General features: G+C 72.6%; 15 protein-coding genes. 6 read left to right on the plus strand and 9 right to left on the minus strand.

Annotated elements, in window-relative coordinates; genetic code table 11:
* Positions 1-1,024: 1,024 nt before the first annotated feature.
* Positions 1,025-1,552 (plus strand): hypothetical protein, encoded by a 528-nt coding sequence (locus ACSC1Q_RS11975; RefSeq protein WP_436758734.1) that lies wholly within the window; start codon positions 1,025-1,027, stop codon positions 1,550-1,552.
* A 43-nt stretch (positions 1,553-1,595) separates the two neighbouring features.
* On the opposite strand, the gene ACSC1Q_RS11980 is transcribed toward ACSC1Q_RS11975, so the two are convergent.
* The 3 genes from ACSC1Q_RS11980 to ACSC1Q_RS11990 all read right to left on the minus strand — a co-directional run bounded on the left by ACSC1Q_RS11980 (position 1,596) and on the right by ACSC1Q_RS11990 (position 5,207).
* On the minus strand, positions 1,596-2,000 hold the full coding sequence (locus ACSC1Q_RS11980) for a hypothetical protein (protein WP_436758735.1): 405 nt from the start codon (positions 1,998-2,000) through the stop codon (positions 1,596-1,598).
* A 181-nt stretch (positions 2,001-2,181) separates the two neighbouring features.
* Positions 2,182-3,411: a diaminopimelate decarboxylase gene (gene lysA, locus ACSC1Q_RS11985; protein ID WP_436758736.1), complete on the minus strand. Its 1,230-nt coding sequence runs from the start codon at positions 3,409-3,411 to the stop codon at positions 2,182-2,184.
* A gap of 518 nt (positions 3,412-3,929) precedes the next feature.
* Complete coding sequence (locus tag ACSC1Q_RS11990; protein WP_436758737.1) at positions 3,930-5,207, minus strand: aspartate aminotransferase type Ic; 1,278 nt, start codon at positions 5,205-5,207, stop codon at positions 3,930-3,932.
* Positions 5,208-5,447: 240 nt separating this feature from the next.
* Here ACSC1Q_RS11990 and ACSC1Q_RS11995 point away from each other — a divergent pair, with 240 nt between their 5' ends.
* Positions 5,448-6,344 (plus strand): DUF4429 domain-containing protein, encoded by an 897-nt coding sequence (locus ACSC1Q_RS11995; protein WP_436758738.1) that lies wholly within the window; start codon positions 5,448-5,450, stop codon positions 6,342-6,344.
* Positions 6,345-6,380: 36 nt separating this feature from the next.
* Here the strand turns inward: ACSC1Q_RS11995 and ACSC1Q_RS12000 are convergent, their stop codons facing one another.
* From ACSC1Q_RS12000 to ACSC1Q_RS12015, 4 genes are all read right to left on the minus strand, one after another.
* A complete protein-coding gene (locus ACSC1Q_RS12000; protein WP_436758739.1) occupies positions 6,381-7,103 on the minus strand; it encodes an HNH endonuclease family protein in 723 nt (240 codons plus the stop codon).
* A gap of 107 nt (positions 7,104-7,210) precedes the next feature.
* On the minus strand, positions 7,211-7,879 hold the full coding sequence (locus ACSC1Q_RS12005) for a response regulator (RefSeq protein WP_344749791.1): 669 nt from the start codon (positions 7,877-7,879) through the stop codon (positions 7,211-7,213).
* Positions 7,876-10,509 carry a sensor histidine kinase gene (locus tag ACSC1Q_RS12010; RefSeq protein WP_436758740.1) on the minus strand — a complete coding sequence of 878 codons (2,634 nt, stop codon included), beginning with the start codon at positions 10,507-10,509 and terminating at the stop codon, positions 7,876-7,878. Before ACSC1Q_RS12010 ends, ACSC1Q_RS12005 begins: the two co-directional genes overlap by 4 nt.
* A 114-nt stretch (positions 10,510-10,623) precedes the next feature.
* Positions 10,624-11,589 carry a magnesium transporter CorA family protein gene (locus ACSC1Q_RS12015; RefSeq protein ID WP_436758741.1) on the minus strand — a complete coding sequence of 322 codons (966 nt, stop codon included), beginning with the start codon at positions 11,587-11,589 and terminating at the stop codon, positions 10,624-10,626.
* Positions 11,590-12,220: 631 nt separating this feature from the next.
* Between ACSC1Q_RS12015 and ACSC1Q_RS12020 the strand changes: the two genes are divergently transcribed.
* Positions 12,221-12,670, plus strand: a complete 450-nt coding sequence (locus ACSC1Q_RS12020; protein WP_436758742.1) for a hypothetical protein — start codon at positions 12,221-12,223, stop codon at positions 12,668-12,670.
* Between the two features lie 19 nt (positions 12,671-12,689).
* Here the strand turns inward: ACSC1Q_RS12020 and ACSC1Q_RS12025 are convergent, their stop codons facing one another.
* On the minus strand, positions 12,690-13,997 hold the full coding sequence (locus ACSC1Q_RS12025; protein ID WP_436758743.1) for a benzoate/H(+) symporter BenE family transporter: 1,308 nt from the start codon (positions 13,995-13,997) through the stop codon (positions 12,690-12,692).
* 182 nt (positions 13,998-14,179) lie between these two features.
* Between ACSC1Q_RS12025 and ACSC1Q_RS12030 the strand changes: the two genes are divergently transcribed.
* Positions 14,180-14,929 carry a helix-turn-helix domain-containing protein gene (locus ACSC1Q_RS12030; RefSeq protein WP_436758744.1) on the plus strand — a complete coding sequence of 250 codons (750 nt, stop codon included), beginning with the start codon at positions 14,180-14,182 and terminating at the stop codon, positions 14,927-14,929.
* 26 nt (positions 14,930-14,955) lie between these two features.
* Positions 14,956-16,185 carry an MFS transporter gene (locus ACSC1Q_RS12035; RefSeq protein ID WP_436758745.1) on the plus strand — a complete coding sequence of 410 codons (1,230 nt, stop codon included), beginning with the start codon at positions 14,956-14,958 and terminating at the stop codon, positions 16,183-16,185.
* Between the two features lie 95 nt (positions 16,186-16,280).
* Here ACSC1Q_RS12035 and ACSC1Q_RS12040 read toward each other — a convergent pair whose 3' ends face one another.
* Positions 16,281-17,027, minus strand: coding sequence for an MBL fold metallo-hydrolase (locus tag ACSC1Q_RS12040; RefSeq protein ID WP_436758746.1), 747 nt, complete (start codon positions 17,025-17,027; stop codon positions 16,281-16,283).
* Positions 17,028-17,190: 163 nt separating this feature from the next.
* Here ACSC1Q_RS12040 and rho point away from each other — a divergent pair, with 163 nt between their 5' ends.
* Positions 17,191-18,423: a transcription termination factor Rho gene (gene rho, locus ACSC1Q_RS12045; RefSeq protein WP_436758747.1), complete on the plus strand. Its 1,233-nt coding sequence runs from the start codon at positions 17,191-17,193 to the stop codon at positions 18,421-18,423.
* The last annotated feature ends 40 nt before the right edge of the window (positions 18,424-18,463 follow it).

An 18,463-nucleotide genomic window follows, 5' to 3' on the forward strand; every position in this document is an offset into this window, starting at 1 on the left:
CGGAGCCACCGGACCCGCGGGACCCATCGGCCCGGCAGGACCCGCCGGACCCCCCGGACCCGCCGGAGCGATCGGTCCCATCGGTCCCATCGGCCCCACCGGGGCGACCGGAGCCACCGGAGCTCCGGGACCCGCCGGAGCGGAGGGAGCCGCAGGTCCGACAGGTCCCGAGGGACCTCCGGGAGCCACCGGACCGGCCGGACCGACCGGAGCCACCGGAGCCGCGGGCCTTCCCGGCGCGCCCGGACCGGCCGGAGCCACCGGAGCCACCGGAGCCACCGGACCCGCGGGACCCGCCGGACCTCTGGCACCGCCGTCCGCCGTATCCACGGACTATCTGCTTCTCGACCCGATCACCACATCGGTTCAGAACGACGGGACGACACAGGTCCGCGACCCACGGACGACACCGCCCTGGCATGTCATCTCAACGCTCACCGGTTATCCCGCCAACGTGGTGGACGTTGGCACGGCGGTGGTCGTGGACGGCACGCTTCCGTACCTCAACGTCACGGTTCAGAGTTCGATCGGTCAGGTCGCCCGGACACGGTGCCTCCTCGGGCTCCCGATTCCGGTCGTGGGAGGCTTCTTCGCTCCCGGAGCGCCCCTCGGGCCGCCCGCCTATCCCGCGAACTGCGACAGCTTCACCAACATAACGCCACCGCTCTAAGAATTCCTGGAGCATGACAGGGTAAAACACAATGCCGTGCCCGGCGTCAAGCCAGGCGCGGCATTTGTCCTTTCGCCTTCGTCGCACACCCGGTCACGCGACACCCCGGCGCGTTTTCCGGCCGAATTGAGTGCCGCCGGCCCGTCGATCCTCCGACGCGCCGCCCTTTTGTTCTTGCGATGAAGATGAATGAGAGCGGGCATAGAATATCGGCGATCGCATCTGGGAGTCGGGGGACGTCCCCATGCGCGTGGTCCGCGACCGGTCCCGACCGTCCACGGGGTCGGGTGATCCGAGAGCCGTCCGCCGGCCAGCCCGCCATGGTCTCTTCTCCCGCTCCGGAAAAGGAGCACCATGCCGCCGGTCCTGCCGTTCACGGCCTCGGCCGTCCTGGCCCTCGGGCTCGTCGTCCCAACCGCTCCGCTCACCGCGTCGCCCCACCTGGTCGCGCTGAAGCTGGCGGGCCTGGACATCACCGTCCCCGCCTCGGTGAACCTCGGCGGCGCGCAGATGAACGGCACGATCAGCGCCCAGCTCGGCACGGTCACGGTGGCCGACAGCAGGTCGGTCCTGGCCAGCTGGGTGGCGACCGTGTCGGCGACCGACTTCGCCAGGGTCGGCACCCCCGCGGTGGTCATCGACAAGGCCCGGGTCTCCTACTGGTCGGGCCCGGTCACCGCCTCGGTGGGCGTCGCCGTACGGACACCCGGGCAGGCCACCGCCGCGGCCGCGCAGAGCCTCTCGTCGCCGCGCACCGCGTTCACCAAGCAGCTGGGGGTTCTCGGCACCTCCACCAGCTGGAACCCCACCCTCATCGTGTCGGTCCCCAACTTCGCCGTCGCGGGCACCTACACGGGCACGGTGACGCACTCCGTGGTCTAGTCCCGCCCGGGAGCGGCCGGCGGAGGCGAGGGGCGGGGGCGCGTCAGTTTCTGACGAGGACCAGCTGCGCGGGGTCCTCCCCGGGCAGCGGGACACCGAGGTGCCGCCTGGCGGCGACGGCCCGGTACGCGGCGGCGCACGCGTTCGCACCCAGCGCGACGACGACGAGCAGGCCGAGGCGGAGCAGGTCCGGCCTGCCGAAGCTGAGCTCCCCGGCACCGTTGACCAGGAATCCGGTGCAGAAGAACCACGCCATGACGGCCGTGGCCAGCGCGACCCCGGCGCGGACCCCGCGGGCGGCGTGGGCGTACACGACGACCGCCATGATCAGCACGCGGCCGGTGACCTCCGCCGGGGCGAGGAGCAGCGAGGCGGCCGCGGTCGCGGCGACGACGGCGACGAACCCTCCGGCGAGCGAGAATCCCACGGGTTCGGTGCCGAACACCACGACCACCCCTTTCGCAAGGCTGACATCCGTTGCGGAGCAGCCATTTTCCGCAGGGGGCACAGCTCCGCCCCTCCATGAAACACCGGGAAACGCCCGCGGGCCGATATCGATATGTTTTCTTCACCCTTTCCCTACGCTCATTTACGCCGTTCCCCACCTTTCGCGGCCTGCGGGAACCCTCCTACAGGCCCACGTCGCGGCGCATCAGGTCCTGCTCCATCTCCCTGCGGACGAGCAGCCTCGCCCGGCCGTCGCGCACGGCGACGACCGGGGGCCGGCCCATGAGGTTGTAGGTCGAGGCCATCGAGTGGTGGTACGCCCCGGTGGCCGCCAGCGCGACGAGGTCACCCGGGCGCAGGTCGGCGGGGAGCGGGACGTCCTCCGCGATCGTGTCGCCCGTCTCGCAGTGGTGGCCGACGACCGTGAACGGGCGCGGCCCCTCGCGGGAGACGCGCCCGGCGAGCCGTACGGTGTAGCGCGACCCGTACAGGGCCGGGCGGGGGTTGTCGCTCATGCCGCCGTCGACGGCGACGAACGTCCGCGAGCCCCCGCGCTTGACCGCGACGACACGGTAGAGCGTGGTCCCCGCGGTACCGGCGATCGCCCGGCCGGGTTCCACGACGAGCCTGGGCACCGGCAGGCCGAACCCGGCGGCCCGCTCCGTGATCGCGGTGACGACCGCGTCCGCGAAACGCTCCGGGACGAGCCCCTCCGTACCCGGAAGGTAGGCGATGCCGTGCCCGCCGCCCAGGTCGAGCTCGGGCAGGACCACGCCGTGGGTGTCGCGGATCCGGGCCATCTCGCCGACCAGGATCCTGGCCGCCCGCTCGTACGGCTCGACGTCGTCGATCTGCGAGCCCAGGTGGCAGTGGAGCCCGGCCAGTTCCAGCCGGGGCTGGTTCAGTACCCTCGCCACGGCGTCCCCCGCGGCACCGCTCAGGATGGACAGGCCGAACTTCTGGCCCTCTCCCGCGGTACGGATCTTGGGGTGGGCACCCGCCTCGATGTCGGGCGTCACCCGGACCAGCACCTTCTGGCGACGGTCGATCGGGACGAGCGCGGCGAGCCGGTTGATCTCGCCGACGTTGTCCACCACGATCCTGCCGACGCCCTCGTCCACCGCCCTGCGCAGCTCGGCCGGTGTCTTCGCGTTGCCGTGCATGATGATCCGCCTCGCGGGGAACCCGGCGGACCTGGCGACCGCCAGCTCGCCTCCCGAGCAGACGTCGAGGCTCATCCCCTCGGTCCGCATCCAGTCGGCCATCGCGCGGCAGAGGAACGCCTTGGCCGCGTACGCGATCTCGGCGTCCGGGAGCGCGGCCCGGTAGGCACGGCAGCGCAGCCGCACGTCCGTCTCGTCGATCACGTAGCTGGGGGTGCCGAACCGGTGGGCGATCTCGGTGAGGGACACCCCGCCGATCGTGACGTCTCCCTCGGCCGTGACGCGCGTGGTCGCCGACCACGGGGCGCCGGCGGTCTCGCCGGGCGCGGTCGCCCTTCGCCCGGGGAGATCGGTGACCCTTCGCCCGGATGGACCGGAGGGATCGGCGGTCCGTCGTTCGGAGGAACCGGAGGGATCGGTGGTCTTTCGCCCGGGGAGGCCGGTGGCGGGGGCCGGGGCCGGGATCTCGGGACCCCGGCGGACGGGTAGCGGCAACGGGGTTCCACTCGCGTGCGAGACGCCCATGCTTCCTCCTGCTTTCGCGGCCCGGCCGGATGGCCGGACACAGGGGACGCTAGGTCGGCGAAGGGCGGATCGAACGGTTCGGGACGAGACCCTGACGCTCCTCCGCCCTACCCTGACACCTCCTTGACGGCCGGACACGGAGCGTGGGAGTGGAAACGCGGAACGTCCCCCGGCGCGGAGGACCGGCGGAGGACCGGCGGAGGACCGGCCGCCCGACGGGTCGGCGGGCGCCTGGCGGATGTCTAGCGGGCGCTCTTCAGGAGCTTCTCGGTGGCGACGAGGCGCACGCAGGTGGCGAGGCCGGAGATGGCGAGCTCCAGCTCGTCGAGCTCGGGGTAGGTGGGGGCGATGCGGATGGTGCTGTCACGGGGATCCGTCGCGTACGGGTGGGTGGCGCCCGCGGGGGTGAGGGCGATGCCCGCCTCTCCCGCCCGCCGTACCACCTCGCGCGCGCAGCCCTCCAGCACGTCGAGGCCGATGAAGTAACCGCCCTCTGGGCTGGACCAGGTCGCCAGGCCGCTGCCGCCCAGCTCCTTCGTGAGGATCGTCTCGACCGCGTCGAACTTCGGCCGGAGCAGCTCCCGGTGGCGGCGCATGTGCTCGGCCAGGCCGTTCGCGTCGCGCAGGAACTCCACGTGGCGGAGGTGGTTGAGCTTGTCCGGGCCGATGGTGCGCTTGGCGGTGTTCCCGAGCAGCCAGGCCACGTTGGCCGGGGACGACCCGAAGAAGGAGACGCCGGAACCGGCGAAGGTGATCTTCGAGGTGGACCCGAAGACGAGGGCGCGGTCGGGGTTGCCGTTCTCCGCGCACAGCGCCAGGACGTCGGCGATCTCCACGGGCGTGTCGGTCAGGTGGTGCACGGCGTAGGCGTTGTCCCAGAAGATCCGGAAGTCCGGGGCGGCGGCGGGCATCGCGGCCAGGCGCCGCACCGTCTCGTCACCGTAGGAGACACCGCCGGGGTTGCTGTACTTGGGCACGCACCAGATGCCCTTGACCTGGGGGTCGTCGAGCACGAGACGCTCCACGACGTCCATGTCCGGCCCCTCGGCGTTCATCGGCACCGGGATCAGCTCGATGCCGAACCGCTCGCACAGGGCGAAGTGGCGGTCGTACCCAGGAACCGGGCACAGGAACGCGATCCGCGGCTCGTCGGCCCAGCGGCGCTCGGCGCCGGGCAGCGTCCCGAGCAGGGCGTGGACGATCGAGTCGTGCATCAGCGAGAGGCTGGAGTTGCCGGCGGCGACGAGCTGCGCGGCGGGCACCTGCAGCGGGCCGCTGAAGATCTCCCTGAGCTCGGGGAGCCCCTGGAGCCCGCCGTAGTTGCGGCAGTCGGTGCCGTCCGCGGCGGTGTGACCGCCGGGCAGGTCCAGCAGCCCCTCGGAGAGGTCGAGCTGCCGCGCCGACGGCTTGCCCCGTGTCAGGTCGAGGGACAGACCGCGCCGGACGAGCGCGTCGTAGTCACGCTGGGCGTCGTCCCGCCGGGCGGTCAGTTCGTCGATGGTGAGGGCCGGAGAGGTCACGGGAGTTCCTTCGCCTGCTGGTGATCGGCTCCGGAGACGGTCGGCGTCCGGCTGGGAAGACGGTTGTGGAACGGCTCCGAAGGTGGCCTGGTCGACTTCGAAGAATAGAAGACCACGCCGCCCGATCGGAAGCCGGGCCGTTCGCGTCGCGCCGTCCCCGGCGATTCGACCCGCGCCGTCCCCGGCGATTCGGCACCCGGCCGTGCGCGCCACGCGACCGGCTCGCCATACGATCACCGTATGGCGGAGGTCATGGTACGTGACGGAACCTGGACGTTCGACGGCGAGATCCTGCGGATCGTCCCCGGCCGCGACCGGAGCGTGAAGAAACTGCGGCAGCTGCTGGGCGAGGTGCGGGTGCCGCTGGAGGCGGTGGCCGGCATCGCGTACGAGCCGGGCAAGAAGGGCGGCAGGCTGCGGCTGCGGCTGCGCGAGGGCGCCGACCCGTTCAGCCAGGCGGCGGGCGGGCGGATCCCCGACGCCGCCGATCCCTACCAGCTGGTCGTGGACGCCGACCGCACCGGCGCCGCCGAGTACTTCGTCGACGAGGTGCGCAACGCGCTGGTGATCGAGCAGGTGCCGGCCGGTCCCTCGGAGCGCTACCTCATGCCGGGCCCGGCGCTGCCCGTGGTGGTCCCGGCGGGCGACGGCACGGCGACGTTCGACGGCGAGTCGCTCCGCCTCGAATGGAGCTGGTCGACGGAGGAGGGCAAGAAGTCGGCCGGTCCCCAGCGGCTCGCGCTGAAGGACCTGGACGGCGTGGAGTGGTTCCCGGCCTCGGGCCTGGAGAACGGCTATCTCCGCTTCCACGTGAGGGGCGCGGCACCGCACAAGCTCGCTCCCAAGCACGACCCGAGCTGCCTGGTCCTGTGGGGCTTCGACAAGGAGACCCGCACGACGGCGCTGCTCGTCGCCGCGATCCTCGCCAGGCTGCCGCACCCCTCGGGCGTCCGGCCGTCCCCCGCCGCGGAGCCCCCGGCGATCGAGGCCGCCGCGACACCCGCGTCCCCCTCCGGCGGCGACGACCCCGACTCGCTCCTGCGCCGCCTGCGCGAGCTGGGCGACCTGCACAGGGACGGCGTCCTCACCGACGAGGAGTTCACCACCGCCAAGCAGTCCCTGCTCCGCCGCTTCTGACCACCGGCCGTACGAGCGGTAAGAGCAGCGCGGAGGTCACCGGCACTGGGCGAGCATGACGGTCTTGTCCGCTCGGGTGACCGGCAGGTTGTACTTCAGGGCCACCTGGGCGAAGCGGACGACGTAGGCGCAGCGGACCCCGCGTACGGGAGGGAGCCAGGACGCCGGTCCCGAGCCGCCCTTGGCCTCGTTGGCGTCGCCGTACACCGGGAGGAGGTTGAGCGGGTCGTTGGCGATGCGCTTCCGCTTGGACAGCGGCCAGCGGGAGGCCCCCATCCGCCACTCGTAGGACAGCGGGACCACGTGGTCGACCTGGATCTCGTCGGAGCGCTTCTTGGTCCAGCGGACGATCCGGCCGGTGTAGGGGTCGCGCAACCTCATGGAGACGACCACGCAGTCGGACCCGCGTCGGTAGCGCACGTTCTCGCCGTCGCGGGCGAGCAGGTCGTCGCGGGTACGGCAGCCGTTGCGCGCGTACGGCACCCCCTTGGCGGTGTCGGCCCAGTCCTCGCCGAACCTGGCCCGGTCGTAACCGGCCTTGGACCCCATCGGCCCGACCCGGAGCCTCCCGATCAGCCTGACGGCGGTGCCCCGGTCGCCGGTCGACCTGACGGGCGCCAGACCGGGGCCCACGCCATCCGGGTTGTCCAGCGGCGCGACCCGGGCCGGCGCGGCCCTCGCACGCGTGTCGTCGTGCGTCGACAGTGAGAAGAGCACCGCGGCGCCGAGCATCACGGTGACCACCCCCCGCGTGCTCACCCATGCCTCCAGAAGGGTCTACCGGCTCACGCTTGACCGATTCCCGGTATTCCCCTGGTTGACACGGGGGCGTCCGCTGGTTGAGACCGTACCCGGAGAAGGGCCGGTCAGGGCTGGAAGCGGTAGCCCATGCCCGGTTCGGTGAGCAGATGGACCGGGTGGGCGGGGTCGCGCTCCAGTTTCTTGCGCATCTGGGCCATGTACTGGCGGAGGTAGTTGGTCTCCTTGCTGTAGGCGGCGCCCCAGACCTCGTTCAGCAGCCGGCGCTGGGTGATCAGCTTGCCGGGGTTGCGGACCAGGATCTCCAGCAGGCGCCACTCGGTGGGGGTGAGCCGTACGCCACCGGAGACGGTCTTGCCCGCCAGGTCCACCTCGTGCTCGCCGATCACGAACCGGGCCGGTTCCTCCTCGGTGACCGAGGCGCGGCGCGACACCGCGCGGATCCTGGCGAGCAGCTCGTCGACGCCGAACGGCTTGATGACGTAGTCGTCGGCGCCCGCGTCCAGGGCCTCCACCTTGTCGCGGCCCTCGGCCCTGCCGGACAGCACGATGATCGGGACGGTGGTCCAGCCGCGCAGCCCGTGGATGACGTCCACCCCGTCCATGTCGGGCAGGCCGAGGTCGAGCACGACCAGGTCGGGGTGCCGGTCGGCCGCCTGGCGCAGGGCGGCGGCGCCGTCGGCGGCCACGGCCACCTCGTACCCCCGGGCGGCCAGGTTGATCCGCAGCGCCCGCAGGAGCTGGGGCTCGTCGTCGACGACGAGGATGCGCGTCACGGGTCCTCCACAGGTACGGGCGCGGCCCGGTGCCGCGGGAAGACGGGCAGGGTGAGGACCATGGTGAGGCCCCCGCCCGGTGTCTCGTCCGGTACGAGGGTGCCGCCCATCGCCTCCGCCAGCCCCCGGGAGAGCGCGAGGCCGAGACCGACACCGGTGGCGTTGTCGCGGTCGCCGAGCCGCTGGAAGGGCATGAAGACCCGGTCGCGCGACTCCTCGGGGATACCCGGCCCCCGGTCGACGACCCTGATCTCCACGTGTTCGCCGCCGTCGCCCTCGTCGCTACCGTCGCCGCCGTCGCTCACGCCCACGCTCGCGCCGACCAGCACGGCGACGCCCGGCGGGCTGTAGCGGACGGCGTTGGAGACGAGGTTGACCAGTACGCGTTCGAGCAGCGCGGGGTCGGCGGCGATCTCGGGGAGATCCTCCGGCAGGCGGTTCAGCACCCGGTCGTACGGCGGGCCCAGCTCGTCGACGACCCGGGGGACGATGTCCTCAAGCGCCGTCGGCTGGAGCGTCAGCCCGAGCACCCCGGCCTGCAGACGGCTCATGTCGAGCAGGTTGGCGACCAGGCGGTCCAGCTTGACCAGGGACTCGTCGGCCGTGGCGAGCAGTTCCGCCCTGTCCTCCGGCGACCAGTCGACGTCGGTGGCGCGCAGGCCCTCCACGGCCGCCCTGGCCGAGGCGAGCGGGGTGCGCAGGTCGTGGCTGACCGCGGCGAGCAGCGCGGTACGCATCCTGTCGGCCTCGGCGAGCGGGCGCAGCCGTCCCGCCTGCTCGGCGAGGCGCTGGTGGCGCAGCGCCACCGCCGCCTCGGCGGCGAACGCCTCCAGCACCCGGCGTCCGGACGTGCCGGGCAGCCACCCGCGTACGGCCAGCACCAGGTCGTCGTCGACGACCACGTCGGTGTCGGCCACGCCGGGACGGGTGGACGGCTCCCCACCCCCGGTCGCCACGATCCGCCAGCAGTCCAAGCCGTCCAAGCCGTCCAAGCCGTCCGAACCGGGTGGACCGCTCGGACCGCGCGAGCCGGACAGACCATCAGGCCGGCGTTCCAGCAGGGTGACGGAGGCCAGCCCGAAGATCTCCCTGAGCCGGGAGAGCAGGGACGGCAGCGCCGCCTCGCCCCGCAGCACGTATCCGGCGAGGGTCGCCAGCACCTCGGCCTCCGCGCCCGCGAGGGCGGCCTCCCTCGCGCGGCGGGCCGCCAGGTCGACGACCGCGCTCACCATGATCGCGACCAGCACGTAGACGACCAGGGCGAGCAGGTTCTCCGGCCGCGTCACGGCCAGCGAGTGGAACGGCGGCGTGAAGTACCAGTTGAGGAGGGCGAAACCGGCCACCGCCGCGGTGATCGCGGGCCACATGCCACCGGCCAGCGCGACGCAGACCACCATCAGCAGGAACAGCAGTATCACGCTCGGCAGCGTCGCGTGATCGAACCCCAGGAGGGCGGCGGTGAGCAGGGGGAGCCCGAGCAGCGCCGTCCCCCAACCGGCGAGCCTGCGGGAGCGGGTGAGCGCGGCGCGCGACGGGCCGCGGCCGGACCTCCCCGTCTCCTCGTGGGTGATCATGTGGACGTCGACGGTCCCCGAGTACGCGGCCGTGGTCACCCCGACCCCCCGGGAGAGGACCCGCGCGAGCCATCCGCGCCGGGAGACCCCCAGCACCAGCTGCGTGGCGTTCACCCGCCGGGAGAAGTCCAGCAGCGCCCGCGACACGTCGTCGCCCACCACCTGGTGGTAGCCGCCGCCCAGGCTCTCCACCAGCGCGCGCTGCCTGGCCAGGCGTGCCGGATCGGCGTTCGCCAGGCCGTCGGCCATCGTCACGTGCACCGCCAGCAGGTCCGCCCGTGGGGACCTGGCCGCGATCCGCGCCGCCCGGCGCACCAGGGTCTCCCCCTCAGGGCCGCCCGCCAGCGCGACCACCACCCGCTCCCGGGTCTCCCACACCCGCGCGACGCGGTGTTCCGAGCGGTAGTGGCCGAGGCTGTCGCCGACCTCTCCCGCCACCCACAGCAGCGCCAGCTCGCGCAGCGCCGTCAGGTTGCCCGGCCGGAAGTACTTCGACAGTGCCGCGTCCACCCGCTCCGGCGCGTACACGTTGCCGTGCGCCATCCGGCGGCGCAACGCCTCCGGGGCCATGTCCACCAGCTCCACCTGCCCGTCCCGCCGTACCACCTCGTCGGGCACCGTCTCGCGCTGGACCACCCCGGTGATCTTCTCGACCGCGTCCCCGAGCGACTCCAGGTGCTGGACGTTGAGGGTGGAGACCACGTCGATCCCGGCCTCCAGGATCTCCTCCACGTCCTGCCAGCGCTTGGCGTTGCGCGAGCCCGGCACGTTGGTGTGGGCCAGCTCGTCGACCAGGACGACCTCAGGCCGCCTCGCGACGACGGCGTCCACGTCCAGCTCGCCGAACACGGCCCCGCGGTGCTCCGCCGCCAGCCGGGGGACGGTCTCCATCCCCTCCAGCAGCCTCTCGACGCGCTCGCGCCCGTGCGTCTCCACCAGCCCGACCACCACGTCGGTGCCGCGCTCCGCGCGCCTGCGCCCCTCGGCCAGCATCGCGAAGGTCTTGCCCACCCCGGGAGCAGCCCCCAGGTAGACGCGCAGCCGTCCGCGTGCCATGCAGCCCGTCCCTCACCGATCGCCGATCCCCGCCGGATGCCGGGGCTCTCCCCTGAGGCCAGGCTACGGCGGACGGTCTCCCGGCCGATCGGGTGACCCGGGACGGCGGCCGGGTCAGAGCCAGTTGCGCTTCTTGAACGCCCGGTAGAGCAGCACCGTGCCCACGACGATCAGGATCGTGGAGGTCCAGAACCCGATCGACTGGGCGAACCCGGGGTAGGGCACGTTCTGCCCGTAGAAACCGGTGATCATCGTGGGCACCGCGATGATGGCCGCCCAGCTGGTGATCTTCTTCATGATGTCGTTGAGCCGGAACCCCTGCTGGTTCATGTGGGCCTCGCGGACGTTGCTCACCAGGTCCTGCAGGGACTCGCTCCACTCCGCGGTGCGCAGGGTGTGGTCGTAGATGTCCTGGTAGTACGGGGTCAGCTTGGGATCCAGGACGTCCTCCCTGCGCAGCAGGCTGCCCACGACCTCGCGCGTCGGCACCGCCAGCCGCCGGAAGCGCACCAGCTTCTTGTGCATCTCGAAGGTTCGTTGCTGGATGTGCGGCATGTCCCCGGGATTGTCCTGGAAGAGGTCGTCCTCCAGCTCCTCGACCCGGTCGTCCACCCCCTGCAGCACGTCGAAGTAGCCGTCCACGATGTAGTCGAGCAGGCCGTGCAGCAGGTACGGCACCCCGAACCGCACCATGGCGGCGTTGGCGTCCCAGCGCCTGATCACCTCGTCGATGTCGAACTCGGGGTTCTCCCGTACGGTGACCAGGGCGTTCTTGGTCGCGAAGATCGAGACCTCGATGAAGTCGATCCCCCTGTCCACCAGCCTCGCCGCGTAGGTGGTGATGAACAGGTGGCTGTCGTAGGTGTCGAGCTTGGGACGCTGGTGGCTTTGGAGCGCGTCCTCGACCGCGAGGGGGTGCAGGCCCAGCTCCTCGCTGATCTTCGCCAGGTCCGCCTGCGTGGGCGAGCAGAGGTCGAACCAGACAACGGCGGACTCGTCCCCCACGTGCTCGGAGATGTCGTCGATGGGGAAGCCCTCGGCCTCCAGGACGCCGTTGCGATACAGGCGGGTACGGTCCATGGGCGTCAACCCTAGACCCGCCACGGCAGGCCGGGAATCTCCGGGAGATCCCCATTTCCTCCCCTCCTCGACGCCCGCGCCGTCCCCACCCGGCCGTGATCATCTATGCCGCCGCAGAGAGGCCCCGACGCCGTGGCCGCCTCCACCCGGGGGTCGCCGGGTAACCGGTGGCCCCGACCACGCCGCCCGGTGTGAGTCCCGCGCGGACGCGGGCGTCGTGAGTCCCGCGCGGACGCGGGCGTCGTGAGTCCCGCGCGGACGCGGGCGTCGACCCTGGCGGCGGCCTCGCGGCCGGGGTTCTCGTCGAACGGCCCCGTACTGAAGGCGGGAGGTGGAGCTGCCGCCCCCGGAACGTCTCCCGGCCCGGACAGCGGGCCCAGAACGGGCGGTCCCAGGTGCCGGTGGCGTTCACCAGCGCGCGGGCCGACCGGTCACCGGCCCCTGTCTCCACCAGCAGCCGCCCTCAGGCGTCTCGCGGCGGCTCGTCCTTCACATTCCCTGGCAACCAACGGGATCCGATGAATAATCCCGCCCGCCGGGGGCAGCAGTGGCTATCACAACAGCCAAAGCCTGAGGTGGTAGCCACATGATAGTGCTGGGACTTCTCTTGATCGTACTCGCGGGTGCGACCGTGATCGCGGTTTCCTGGGATGAGACCGCGGCATCGACCACCACCGCTTCGTTCACCGTGTTCGACCGCCTGTTCCAGTTCACCCAGCTGGAGCTCTTCTTCGCGGGTGTGGCCACCGGAGCGGTCTTCCTGCTCGGCCTGGGGATGATGTTCTCCGGTATGCGCCGCTCGGCCGCGAAGCGTCGCAGCCTCCGCGCCTCGCGGGTGGAGGCGCGTGACCGCGTCACCCGCCTGGAGGAGGAGAAGCGGGAGCTGGAGCGCAAGCTCGAAGCGACTCCCGCCACCCCCGCGACCCCCGCGACCGCCACGGCCCCCGTGGTCGACCGCGACCGCGACGGCGTCGACGACCGTGTCGAGGACACCGCGCCCCACCCCCGGGTCGAGGTGCCCCGCCAGTCCTCCACCGACCAGCTCGTGGCCGGTCGCCACGGACGCTCGGACCACCGCTAGTCACATCCGCCCTCAGCTCTCAGCCGGTGCGCCCCGCAGGCCGCACCGGCTGAGACGTGTCCGGACCTCTTTCGTCCGCACCCGAACCCTCCTCGTCCACGTCCGGGCCTTCTTTGTCCGCGCCCGTATCTGACCCGGTCCCGTCCACCGGCGCCTCGTCGGCCGGGGTTCGGGAGGGTGGTCTCGCGCGACGGTGCAGGAGTGTCATGAGCCCGCCCGCGACGAGGCCCCAGAAGGCGGCGCCCACGCCCAGGAGCGTCAGTCCCGACGCGGTGACCACGAAGGTGACGGCAGCGGCCTCCCTGCCCCCGGGGTCGGCGACGGCGGAGGCGATGGCCGAGACGAGCGCGCCGAGCAGGGCGAGACCGGCGACGGCCTCGACGAGCGGCGGCGGGGAGAGCAGGACGAGCGCGGTGGCCAGCCCCGAGCCGATCCCCAGGACGATCATCGCGACGCCCGAGGAGACCGAGGCGATCCACCGGCGGGCCGGATCGGGGTCGGCGTCGGGCCCGGCGGACAGCGCGGCGCTGATCGCCGCCAGGTTCACCGCGTGGCCGCCCAGCGGAGCGCCCAGCGTGCTCGCCAGGCCGGTGGAGACGAGGATCCCGCGCAGCGGGGGGCGGTAGCCGTACCCGGCGAGGACCGCCATGCCCGGCACGTTCTGCGAGGCCATGGTGACCAGGAACAGCGGGAGCGCGACGCTGACCATCGCCTGCGCGCTCCAGGACGGGACGGTCACCTCCAGTACCGGCCGCACGTCCACCGCGCCCAGCCCGGGACCGGTCAGCGCGATGGCCGCGACGGCGACGAGGAGAGCCGCCGGGATCGCCCACTTGCGGGCGAACCTGCTCAGCAGCGCCCAGGTGAGTACGACGGGACCCGCCATCAGCGGTATCTCGGCGAGTGCCCTGACCGGCGCGACGCACAGGTTGAGCAGGACACCGGCGAGCATCGCACCGGCGATCGACGTGGGGACGGCCGCGATCCACCGGCCCAGGACGGGGAAGAGACCGGCGGCGGTGAGGAGGAGTCCCGAGACCACGAACGCCCCGACCGCGACGGGGAAACCGCCCTCCACGGTGCCGGTCGCGACCAGCAGCGCCGCCCCCGGGGTGGACCAGGCGCCGACGATCGGGACGCGCTGCCGCAGGCCCAGCCAGACGGCCACCACACCACTGGCCACGCAGAGGGCGAGCAGCCCCGACGCCGCCTGCCGCTGGTCGGCGCCCACCGCCCTGAGCCCCGCCAGGACCACGGCGAAGGAACTGGCGAACCCGACCACCGCGGCCACCACTCCGGCCAGCACGGGTTGCAGCAGACGTGTCATTTCCGTTCCTCACACGTTGACGGCGACGTCGGCGCGTCGCGACGAGGACGCCAGAACCCGGTGACCTCCCTCCGGCTCCCTCGCTCCTCTTCGCTTCTCGGCCCGGTCACCGGCGCGTCCTCACAGGGGGGAGCGCCAGCCGTTCCGTAAACGGAACGGCTCTCGTGCTGCACGATAGCCCCATGGACTCCGGAGCACAAAGCCCCAGGCCCGCCGGGGAAACCGGCACACCCGCCCGGCCGGCCACGGACACCGGCACACCCGACAGGCCGACCGGGGACGGCGACACGCCCAGCAGACCGGCCATGGGCGGCAGCGCGCCCGACAGACCGGCCACGGACACCGGCACGCCCGACATCGGGCGGCGGATTCGCGGGCTGCGCGAGGAGCGCGGCATCTCCCTGTCCGCCCTCGCCCGCGCCGCCGGTGTCGGCAAGGCCACGCTCTCCGGCCTGGAGAACGGCACCCGCAACCCCACCCTGGACACCCTCTGGGCGATCACCGCCGAACTCGGCGTCCCCCTGGCGATGGCCGTCGGCACCCCGCCGCCGGTGGACGCGGGCGGGAGCGGGCGGACCGGGGGGATCCCCGTCGTCCACGGGACGGCCGTCGAGGGGACACTGCTCCAGGTCTTCGAGGACGAGGGGGTCACGTACGAGCTCTACCGGCTGGTGATCCGGGCGGGGACGACGCAGGTCTCGCCCGCCCACCACGAGGGCGTCACCGAGCACGTGACCGTCTTCGCCGGGACGCTCGACGCCGGACCGGCCGGGGCTCCCCTGCGGGCCGGTCCCGGCGAGCACATCTCCTGGCGGTCGGACGTCCCGCATTCGTACGCCGTCCCCGGTGACCTGGACGTCCACGCCAGCCTGCTCATCCGCTACCCGCGCCGCCGAGCCCGGCGGCCCTCGTGGACCCGATCGCATTCGTAAAACACGTAAAAAGTAATATTTGCCCCATGACACCACGGTCCATGGCGATCCTCTTCTGGGCCACGGGCGTGGTTGCCTACGTCGTCGCCGTCTTCCACCGGCAGTCGCTGGGCGTGGCGGGCATCGAGGCGGCGGCGAGACTCGACGTCGGCGCGGCGGGACTCTCGGTCCTGGCCATGTGCCAGCTGCTGGTCTACGCGGGCATGCAGGTGCCCGTCGGGATGCTGGTCGACCGGCTCGGTTCCAAGCGCATGCTGGTCCTGGGCGCCGTGGTGATGGCCTGCGGCGAGCTCGTCTTCGCCCTGGCCGGAGGGCTGCCGCCGGGGATCGCCGGGCGGGCGCTGATCGGGTGCGGGGACGCGATGACGTTCATCAGCGTGATCAGGCTGGTCGGCCTCTCCTTCCCCGCCCGCCGCAACCCGCTGATGGTCCAGCTCACCGGACTTCTCGGCCAGCTCGGCGCGATCGCCTCCGCGGTGCCCCTCATCTACTCCCTGCACACGTACGGCTGGACGCCGACCTTCCTGACCGCCGCCGTCGTGGGCGTGGTCTCCGCGTTCCTGCTGATCACCGTGCTGCGCGACCCCCGCCCCGAGCGTACGGGGGAGCCGCCGAGCCTGAAGGCCGCCTGGGCGGAGCCGGGCACCCGGCTGGGCATGTGGACCCACGCGGCCACCCAGTGCTCGGCCGCGGCGTTCCTGATGCTGTGGGGGTATCCGTTCCTGGTCCAGGGCCAGGGCCTGACCCCCGCGACGGCGGGCGTGCTGCTGACCACGCTGACCCTGTGCGGCATGGTGTGCGGGCCGCTGCTCGGCTACCTCGCCGGGCGGTTCCCCTTCCACCGCTCCCGGATGGTGCTCATCGTGATCGGCACCACCGCCGGGGCGTGGACCGCCGTGCTGGCCTGGCCGGGACGGGCGCCGCTCTGGCTGCTGGTGGCGCTCGTGGTGGTGCTGGCGGCGAACGGCCCCGGCTCGATGATCGGTTTCGACTACGCCAGGACCTTCAACCCGGCCACCCGGATCGGCGCGGCCACCGGCATCGTGAACGGCGGCGGCTTCGTCGCGTCCGTGGCCGTGATCGCCCTGATCGGCGTCACCCTCGACCTCCTGGGCGGCACCGGCCTGGACGCCTTCCGGTGGGCGTTCGCCACCCAGTACCCGATCTGGGCACTGGGCGCCGTCCAGGTCGTCCGCTACCGGGGCAAGGCGAGGCGCCGCCCGGCCCCCGCCACCACCGCCCAGGCGAACCCGTGACGCCCCCGGCCCGGACGACCCCGGCCGCCCAGGCGAACCCGTGACGCCCTCCGCGCAAGACCCCGGGCCGGACGAGCCTCGCGGAGGGTCCCGGCTCAGACGATCCTGGTGAAAGGCTCGGCGAAGTGGGCGGTGCCGATCGTCCCGCCCGCCGCCCTGACCCGGTCGAGCAGCTCCACGCGCGTGGCGGCGGCCAGCTCGGGATCGGCGTCGTAGAGATAGGGCACCCGCGGATCCTCCAGCTGCACCGGATGCAGCACCACGTCGCCGGTCAGCACCAGATCGCCGACCTGGACGACCTGGTGACCCGGGGTGTGCCCCGGGGTGAGCAGCACCCGGATGCCGGGCAGCACCTCCGCCCCGCCGTCCACCGCCTGCACCCGCTCGCCCAGCGGCCGTACGACGTGGTCGAGGACCGCCTCGCCCGCCGCGTCGATCTCGGCGCGCTGCAGGACGTGCCGGGCGTTGGCGAAGACCGGCGCCCCCGCGACCACCGCGCCGCTCGCGTGGTCGCTGTGCAGGTGCGTGATGACCACCGCGTCCACCTCCTCGGGGGCCGTCCCCACCCGGGCCAGCTCCGCGCCCAGGGCGCCGGGCACCGGCGCCCAGCTCGCCGCGGGCGAGTCGCGGGGGCCGACGCCGGTGTCGACCAGCACCGTACGGCCCGCCGCGTCGCGCAGCAGGTAGCAGTGGAAGTGCAGGATCCACTCGTCCGACTCGCCGTGGTGGCCGCCGGGGAACATCTGCGGCAGCGGGCGCCGGATCGCGTCGCCCATCGGCCCCACCGCGTCGCACAGCGGGAACACCTCGACCCCGGCGACCGTTATGGGTTGATGTAGCATCCGCTCTCCTGTTCGGGATGAGGCAAGGGTGCTACCGTGATACCGGGCGTGACGCACCGCTGGCTAGGCCGCGTGCGATGATCCGCCCCCGTTTCTCACTTTTTTCTCTCGGCACCGCCCCTGTCTCAGGCGTGCGGTCCCCATCTCCCGTGAAAGGTCGTTCATGACCGCCGAACCCGTTTTCAAGGAACCCACCATCGAGAAGATCACCGCCAAGAAGGTGCCGCGCCCCCGTGGAGGCGACGCGGGCACCACCGTTAGAACCCCCCGCAGGAACAGTACGACCACGGCCGGACGGCCCCCCGTGCGCGACGCCCCCGCCGAGACCGTGACCGGCCTGCTCGACGTCCGCGACCGGACCGGATACCTCAGGACCAATGGTTACCTGCCGTCCCCGCGCGACGTCCAGGTGCCCCAGTCCCAGATCTCCGAGTACGGCCTGCGCCCCGGCGACCACGTCGTGGCCACCGCGCGCGCCCCGTACGACAGGCTGGAAGGGGTGGAGAGCGTGAACGGCGCCGCCGCCTGGCGGCACCGGCCCGACTTCGCGGACATGACCCCGATCCACCCGCGCGACCGGCTCCGCCTGGAGACCGGGTCGCTGACCGGCAGGGTCGTCGACCTTTTCGCGCCGGTCGGCAAGGGCCAGCGCGGGCTGATCGTCGCCCCGCCCAAGGCGGGCAAGACGATGGTCCTGCAGGACCTGGCCGCCGCGATCACCGCCAACCACCCGGACTGCCACCTCATGGTCGTGCTCGTCGGCGAGCGCCCCGAGGAGGTCACCGAGATGCGCGAGTCCATTCGCGGCGAGGTCGCCGCGTCCACGTTCGACCGTCCCGACCGCGACCACACCGCCGTCGCCGAGCTCGCCGTCGAGCGCGCCAAGCGCCTCGCCGAGGCCGGGCACGACGTCGTCCTGCTGCTCGACTCCCTCACCCGGCTCGCCCGCGCGTACAACAACCTCGCCCCCGGTGGCGGGCGCACGCTCGCCGGGGGCATCGACGCCACGGCCCTGCTCCCCCCGCGCCGCTTCTTCGGCGCCGCCCGCAACCTGCGCGACGGCGGCTCGCTCACCATCCTCGCCACCGCGCTGGTCGAGACCGGCTCGCGGATGGACGACAGCCTCTTCGAGGAGTTCAAGGGCACCGGCAACATGGAGCTGCGCCTCAGCCGCGCCCTCGCCGACAAGCGCCTCTACCCCGCCGTCGACCTCGACGCCTCCGGCACCCGCCGCGAGGAGATCCTCCTCGACTCCCGGGAGCGGCAGCTCACCTGGCGGCTGCGCCGCACGCTGGGCGGCCTGGAGCGGCAGCAGGCCCTGGAGCTCCTCACCGGCAGGCTCAGCGAGACCCCGTCCAACGCGGCCTTCCTCCAGCAGATCCAGCAGGCCGCCTGACCGCCCCGTCCAGTACGACATTTCGGTCCCGGCGGGACGC

Origin of the sequence: Streptosporangium heterodermiicola (genome assembly GCF_051390675.1) — a bacterium.
Lineage (GTDB): Bacteria > Actinomycetota > Actinomycetes > Streptosporangiales > Streptosporangiaceae > Streptosporangium.